Consider the following 7,198-nt stretch of genomic DNA (forward strand, 5'->3'; position numbering starts at 1 on the left):
ACCGGCGCCAAGCCGGCCAAGGTGATCGTCTCCGAGGCCGCGCGTCGGTGTACTCGGCCTCCGAACTGGCCAGCCAGGAGCTGCCGGGCATGGACGTGTCGCTGCGGCGGGGCGGTCTCGATCGCCCGGCGCCTGCAGGACCCGCTGGCCGAACTGGTCAAGATCGACCCCAAGTCCATCGGCGTGGGCCAGTACCAGCACGACGTCAGCGCCGCGAAGCTGGACCGTGCCCTGGACGCGGTGGTCGAGGACTGCGTGAACGCTGTGGGCGTGGATGTGAACACCGCCTCCCCGGCACTGCTCTCCCGCGTCGCCGGGGTCGGGCCGCTGCTCAGCCGCAACATTGTCGAGCACCGCAACGCCAACGGCCCCTTCGCCACCCGCAAGGACCTGCTCAAGGTGCCGCGCCTGGGCGCCAAGGCCTTCGAACAGTGCGCCGGGTTCCTGCGCATCACGTCCGGCACCGATCCGCTGGACGCCTCCGCGGTGCACCCCGAGGCCTACGCGCTGGCCCGCACTCTGCAGCACAGTGCCCAGGAGCGAGGCCGCCGGCTGGCCGAACTGGATCCCGCCGAGTTCGTCACCGAACAGTTCGGTGAACCCACCATCCGCGACGTCATCACCGAACTGCAGCGTCCCGGACGCGACCCGCGCGGGGAGTTCGTCACCGCGGCGCTGAAGGAGGGCGTGGAAACCCTCAACGACGTGAAGCCGGGCATGATCCTGGAGGGCACGATCTCCAACGTTGCCGCGTTCGGCGCGTTCGTGGACATCGGGGTCCACCAGGACGGCTGATCCACGTCTCGGCGCTGAGCAACAAGTTCATCTCCCGACCCCCGCGAGGTCGTCACCTCAGCAGATCGTGAAGGTCAAGGTCCTGGACGTCGACGCCGCCCGCAAGCGCATCTCCTTGACCCTGCGGCTGGATGACTCGCTGCCCGGGCAGAGCACCCCGGACCAGCCAGCCGGTTCCCGGCAGCGCAATCCGCAGCGAAACGGCCAGCGCAACCAGGGCCAAAGCGGCGCCCGCCGGGCGTCGGGGCCGCGCAAGGAATCGGCTCCGGCCAATACCGCGATGGCCGAGGCGCTGCGCAAGGCCGGATTGGGATAACCCCCTCACGGCCCTGGCTCCCCCTACCCTCCGGCCACCTGGACCCGGGGGGTAGGGGTGCCAAACCAAACTTTGCTACGCCTCAACTAAATGCAAGTCAGACCGCTGGTGTGAGCTAATTCGGCAGCTGCTTAGTGTGCCTAAACTTCGGTGACAAGCGCGCCGAATGCGCCTATTGTAAAAACATGGAACTTACAGGAAAACTGGCAGAAGCCTTCAACCAGCAGATCACCCTTGAACTGACCGCTGCCACGGTCTATCGCCAGCTGGCCGCCGAAATGGAAGTGCTCAGCTTCCCCGGCATCGCAACTGGTTCCGCGCCCAGTCGCAGGAAGAGATCGTGCACGCCGAGAAGTTCATCATGCACATGGCCGACCGCGGCGCCCACCCGAAGATCGGTGAGCAGCCCGCCCCGAGCCTGAACGTGCGCAGCGTCGAGGACGCCTTCGCGGCTTCCCTGGCCCACGAGCAGAAGGTCTCGGCCGCCATCCGCGAACTGTACCGCGTGGCCCAGAATGAAGCGGACCTGGACTGCCTGCCGCTGCTGCACTGGTTCATCGACGAGCAGGTCGAGGAAGAGGCGACCGTCGGGGAAATCCTGGACCGCGTGCGCCTGGTGGGCGATGACGGCAGCGGCCTGCTGCGCATCGAGGCGGAACTGGCCTCCCGCGATTCCGCGGAGTAAAAAGTCCTCACTCGCCGCGGGCGATTGATTAATGAAATAAACTTAGGGAAGCAATGATTGTTGCTTCCCTAGGTTTTTAAGTTTCAGAGGTGTTTGTGGATCGGGTGAGACCGTCACGTGCGCAGGCCAGTCCGCAGGCCGTGGCGCTCACGCACCGCACGACCGCGTCGCTGAAGCTGCGCAAGGGAGCCGGGCGGCACTACCTGGTGCAGACGCAGTTGATGGAACACCAGGAGCTGGCCCTCGTGGAGATCCGCGGCTCATGGGCGCATGTCTATGTGCGTGGGCTCTACGGCTGGCTGCCGGCGGCCTACCTGGAGCAGATCCCCGACGTGCAGGTCAGTACACCGTCGCAATCCCCAGCCGAGCCCAAGGCTGCGGCCGTCCCCTCGCGCTACGCCCTGATTGAGGCCACGCACCAAACCACTGCCACCCTGAACCTGCGTAAGGGAAGCGGCACCGGCTATCCCGTCATCAAGGTCGTGGATCAGGGCGCCAAGATCAAGGTGATGCTGCAGCAGGGACTGTGGGCGCAGATTCAATGGGGAGATTCCCAAGGCTGGGTGCCGAGCATGTACCTGCAAACCCTGCCGCAACGGCCGCCGCGTGATGGACTGATTTCGGTGCCCCAGCAGAGGGCCTTGACAACGATCAGCCTCAACGGCCGCCGAGGACCGGGAGACCACTACCCGCTGGTGCGCATCCTGCAGGCCGACACCGCAGTGGTCGTCACCGCTCGCCAGGGTGCATGGCGAAAGATTGAGCGGGACGGGGAGCAGATGTGGGTTCCCGCCAGCCAGCTCAGAACCGTTTACTAGTTGCTGTTCAGCGATTTTCCTCGGCCAGATCCCTGACGCGGATGGGCGCCGCCTCTGTGGCGACCACGGCCAACTGAACCCGGTTGCAAACTTTGCGCCTTTCCGAGCGCTGACGGCGGCTGCTTTCGCGTCCTGGACGGTGCCCACCGCAAAGCTTCGGTGCTGCGGTAGTTTCATCGCGCCGCCGACGGAAGCTGGTTTTCCCTCTTTGCAGCCTCAGAGCATCTGCCTGCGACCCGTGTTGAGGCAAGCGAGGAGGACCCACAGGACGGGTTAAACAGGTCTGGGCCTGGGAACCGCGCTCGGATCCCAGGCCAGATGGAGAGTAGGGCTTACTCGCCGATGTAGTACAGACGCTTGTTGACGAACTCGTCCATTCCCAGCGGGCCAAGCTCGCGGCCGAAGCCCGAACGCTTCACGCCGCCGAACGGCATCTCGGCGCCCTCGGCGCTGGCGGCGTTCACGCTGGCCATACCGGCCTGCAGGCCCATGGCAACCTTCTCCGCGCGTGCCCGGTCCTCGGAGTGCACCGAGCCACCCAGGCCGTAGACGGTGTCATTGGCCATTTCCAGCGCCTCTTCATCGCTGGAGACCTTGTAGACCACGGCAACCGGCCGAAGAGCTCCTCGTAGTAGGCGCGCATGTCCTTGGTGACACCGGTGAGCACGGCGGGGGAGTAGTAGGCTGCCGGGCCGTCGTGCAGCACACCGCCCGCGTGCAGGGTGGCACCCTTGGAGACGGCGTCCTGGACCTGCTCGTGCAGGTCCTCGGCCGCCTTGCGGGAAGACATCGGGGCGAAGGTCCCCTCCTCTTCCTTCATCGGGTCGCCGGGCTGAAGCCTTCGGCACGCTTGGTCAGCTCGGAGACGAACTCGTCGTAGATGTCCTCCATGACGATCATTCGCTTGTTCGAGTTGCAGGCCTGGCCGGTGTTGTCGATGCGGAAGCCCCACGCGGTTTCGGCGATGTCGGAGATGTTCTGCGAGTCCAGGACGACGAACGGATCCGAACCGCCCAGCTCCAGGACGGCCTTCTTCAGGTTGCGTCCGGCCTGTTCGCCGATGATGGCGCCGGCGCGCTCGGAGCCGGTCAGCGAGACACCCTGGATACGCGGGTCCTCGATGATGGTGGAGATCTGGTCGTGGGTGGCGAACAGGTTGTTGTAGACCCCGGCCGGCACTCCGGCCTCGTCAAAGATTTCCTGGATGGCCAGCGCGGAGCGCGGGCAGGACTCGGCGTGCTTGAGGATGATGGTGTTGCCCAGCATCAGGTTTGGCGCCGCGAAGCGGGCCACCTGGTACAGCGGGAAGTTCCACGGCATGATGCCCAGCAGCGGGCCGATCGGACGCTTCTGCACGACGGCGCGGCCGCCGGAGAGCGACTTGATTTCCTGGTCGGCGGCCAGGCTCGGGCCCTCGGTGGCGAAGTACTGGAAAATGTCCTTGCAGAACTCTGCCTCACCGACGGCCTCGGACAGCGGCTTGCCCATCTCGGTGGTCATGATCTTGCCCAGCTCCTCGGCACGCTCGCCGAACAGCTCGGCGATGCGGTGCACGATCTTGGCGCGCTCGTTGATGTCGGTCTTGCCCCACGACTCGTAGGCTGAGGAGGCTGCACTCAGGGTCTCCTGCACCTGCTCATCGGTGGCCACCGGGAATTCCTCGACCGTTTCGCCGGTGGCAGGATTCAGGACCTTATAGGTTTGGGCGCTCATTCTCGCTCCTGTCATAGTGCATGCAATGGACTGTCAGCTGGCGCTCGTGTCCGTGCCCGAACCTCCGATCGGGAGGGCTGTGAACCCGGTCACGAAGCTCTCCTCTGAGCATATCGTCCGTACGAGAATATAGCTACTACGAATTCAGTACGTACAGCAGATTTTCGGTTCGGAAACCGTAGCGCCAAAGCGCGAAGCAGGGCCGGAAGCGGTGCTCCCGGCCCTGTCGTGGGGTGTGGATTTAGCCGATGGCCGAACTCTTCCACCAGTCGATGCCGGCATCGCCCTGGGTGATGGTGGAAATCTGCTCCAGCTCCTGGGTGGTGAACTCGGTGTTCTGCAGCGCCGCCAGGTTCTCATCCAGCTGCTGCGTGGAGGAGGCGCCGATGAGCACCGAGGTGGCCGCGCCGTCGCGCAGCAGCCAGGCGATCGCCATCTGCGCCAGCGACTGGCCACGCTGTTCTGCCAGCTCGTTCAGGCTGCGGATCTTCTTCAGGTTCTCCTCGGTCAGCTGGTCCTGCAGTGAGCGGCACCCGCCGGAGCGTTCGACGTCGGTGGTGCCAGGTACTTGTTGGTCAGCAGCCCCTGCGCCAACGGGGTGAACGCGATCGAGCCCATCCGCTCCTGCTCCAGGGTTTGCAGCAGGCCGTGCTCCACCCAGGGGTTGAGCATGTTGTAGGAGGGCTGGTGAATGACCAGCGGGGTGCCCAGGTCCTTGGCGATCGCGGCGGCCTCGGCGGTGCGTTCGGCCGAGTAGGAGGAGATGCCACGTAGAGGGCCTTGCCCTGGCGCACCAGGGTATCCAGCGCGCCGATGGTCTCCTCCAGCGGCGTCTTGGGATCAAAACGGTGCGAGTAGAAGACGTCCACGTAGTCCACGCCCAGGCGCTCCAGGGACGCATCGGCGGAGGCCAGCAGGTACTTGCGCGAACCAAACGTGCCAAACGGGCCCTGCCACATGTCCCAGCCGGCCTTGGAGGAGATGATCAGTTCATCGCGGTAGGGGCGGAAGTCCCCGCGCAGCATCCGGCCGAAGTTCTCCTCCGCCGAACCGGCCGGCGGGCCGTAGTTGTTGGCCAGGTCGAAGTGGTTGATGCCCGAGTCGAAGGCATGGCGCAGGATTTCACGCTGGGAGTCGAAGGTTCGGTTGTCGCCGAAGTTCCACCACAGACCCAGCGAGATCGGCGGCAGCAGCAGCCCCGAGGCGCCGACGCGGCGATAGCGAAATGCTCGTAGCGGTCTTCTGACGCGACCCATGGGCGGTGTGAATCAACAACTGGTTGGAAGCGCTCGTACTCCACGGTGCACCTTTCTCTTCTTGGCGGCAGATGCCATTGCACAAGTTCAAGACTAGGGCAGGAAAAGGGCCGGATCCGATTCATCGGGGCCACGACGCACCCACCGGTACCCCATGGTTCACGGTGCTTAACATGAAGAACCGACCCGGGCGGCCAAGGAGGTAACGCCGCTTCGGATCGGTTCTTCTAGATCACTCGCACCTTGAGAAGGTAGTAACCACTATAGGAAGCGATTCTTGTTATTAGCTGTGCGTCGAATGAGCGGTCACATAGAGAAAGCGTGACGCGAGCGGTGCGGGGCCGGCCACGGCAATGCTTTGTGCGCGCCGGTTGGCACCGGACCGGGGACAACCCTGGTCCCGGTGCCATGGCGGGACGATGCCCGGCGCTCAACCAGGCGCTAGTAGTTCGAGGGCGGGTCCGAGGCGGGAAAGGATTCGTCCTCCCACTCCTCGACCAGTTCCTCATCATGGTCGTGCCGGACGTCCTCGTCGCTTCGTTCCTGAGGCTGCTGTGTCATGGCCCCTCCTTCCGCTGGTGCCCTAACGGGCAATCCTGAGGTACTTTCAGTGTTCTACTTTTCGCCCGGGTTGTCGAGGGATCGGCCCCTGCCCGCCGGTGGAAGGCGGAAGCCGCGCCGCCCCGGATTGGGCGGTGCCACCCGCACTGGGTTTTAATCGAAGACATGCCCAGCATCACGAACCCAGCCGACGGAACCGAGATCTTCTTCGACGATGACCGCGCCGCGGGCGAGGCCGTCGTCTACCTGCACGGTTCAGCACTCTCCCGCTCCATTTGGCGCGGCCTGGGCTACACGAAGACGGTGGGGGCCGGACGCCGCAACATCCGCATCGACCTGCGCGGGCACGGCAAGTCCGGCAAGCCGCACCGGACCGAGTCCTACACCATGGAGCTGATCACCGGGGACGTGCTGGCCGTGCTGGATTCCCTGGATATTGAGCGCGCCCACCTAGTGGGGTACTCCTTTGGCAGCCGCACCGCCCTGTCGATCGCACTGCAGCAGCCCGAACGGGTGCTTAGCCTGAGCATGCTGGGCGGAACCTACGCGATTGAAAGCGGCGAGATCGACGGGCTGTTCTTTGAGGCTACCTCCAGGTCCTGCGCGCCGGGGACATCGAGGGCTTCGTCAGCGGGCAGGGACGCCTGGACCCGGCGACCCGGATGGCGTTCCTGGCCAACGACCCGCTGGCCCTGGCCGCCTACTTCGAGGCCGCCGAAACCCTGCAGCGCCTGGAACTGGAGCAGCTGCGCGCCCTGCGGGTGCCGACCCTGCTGCTGGCCGGAACCCGCGACCAGCCGCGCTTTGAACACAACAAGGTGATGGCCCGCACCATGCCCCACGCCCGGCTGGTGCCGCTGGTGGACCGCACCCACGGCAGCACCCTGTTCCCGATCGAACCGGGAGCCACCCAGATTGCACAGTTTCTGGACCGCCACGACCGGTAGGAGCCGATGATGGTGAACCGCGCCAGCGCCCCCTTTGACCTTGCCGCGATCGGCCGGGGCCTTGCCTTCGGTCCGGCGCACACCCAAATCAGCCGGCGCCTGGGCGA

Annotated in this window: 3 protein-coding genes and 4 pseudogenes; 5 read left to right on the forward strand and 2 right to left on the reverse strand. The window is 65.3% G+C overall.

Going from position 1 to position 7,198, the window contains the following annotated elements; all coding sequences use genetic code 11:
* From JCM19049_RS06190 to JCM19049_RS06200, 3 genes and pseudogenes are all read left to right on the forward strand, one after another.
* Nucleotides 1-1,111 (forward strand): annotated as a pseudogene (locus JCM19049_RS06190) (helix-hairpin-helix domain-containing protein); the annotation flags it as partial.
* A gap of 185 nt (nt 1,112-1,296) precedes the next feature.
* Nucleotides 1,297-1,796: pseudogene (locus JCM19049_RS06195) on the forward strand (ferritin).
* A 140-nt stretch (nt 1,797-1,936) separates the two neighbouring features.
* Nucleotides 1,937-2,614, forward strand: a complete 678-nt coding sequence (locus JCM19049_RS06200; protein WP_279402583.1) for an SH3 domain-containing protein — start codon at nt 1,937-1,939, stop codon at nt 2,612-2,614.
* 332 nt (nt 2,615-2,946) lie between these two features.
* On the opposite strand, the pseudogene JCM19049_RS06205 reads toward JCM19049_RS06200, so the two are convergent.
* Nucleotides 2,947-4,327, reverse strand: a pseudogene (locus JCM19049_RS06205) (NAD-dependent succinate-semialdehyde dehydrogenase).
* 241 nt (nt 4,328-4,568) lie between these two features.
* A pseudogene (gene mgrA / locus JCM19049_RS06210) lies at nt 4,569-5,627 on the reverse strand (L-glyceraldehyde 3-phosphate reductase).
* A 682-nt stretch (nt 5,628-6,309) separates the two neighbouring features.
* Here mgrA and JCM19049_RS06215 point away from each other — a divergent pair.
* Nucleotides 6,310-6,966 (forward strand): alpha/beta fold hydrolase, encoded by a 657-nt coding sequence (locus JCM19049_RS06215; RefSeq protein WP_279402584.1) that lies wholly within the window; start codon nt 6,310-6,312, stop codon nt 6,964-6,966.
* Nucleotides 6,906-7,091, forward strand: coding sequence for a hypothetical protein (locus JCM19049_RS18970; RefSeq protein ID WP_279402585.1), 186 nt, complete (start codon nt 6,906-6,908; stop codon nt 7,089-7,091). Before JCM19049_RS06215 ends, JCM19049_RS18970 begins: the two co-directional genes overlap by 61 nt.
* The last annotated feature ends 107 nt before the right edge of the window (nt 7,092-7,198 follow it).

Source organism: Arthrobacter sp. JCM 19049, from assembly GCF_001310435.1.

Coding starts and splice junctions, on each gene's coding strand:
- JCM19049_RS06215 (WP_279402584.1), top strand. CDS start 6,310: ATGCCCAGCATCACGAACCCAGCCGACGGAACCGAGATCTTCTTCGAC.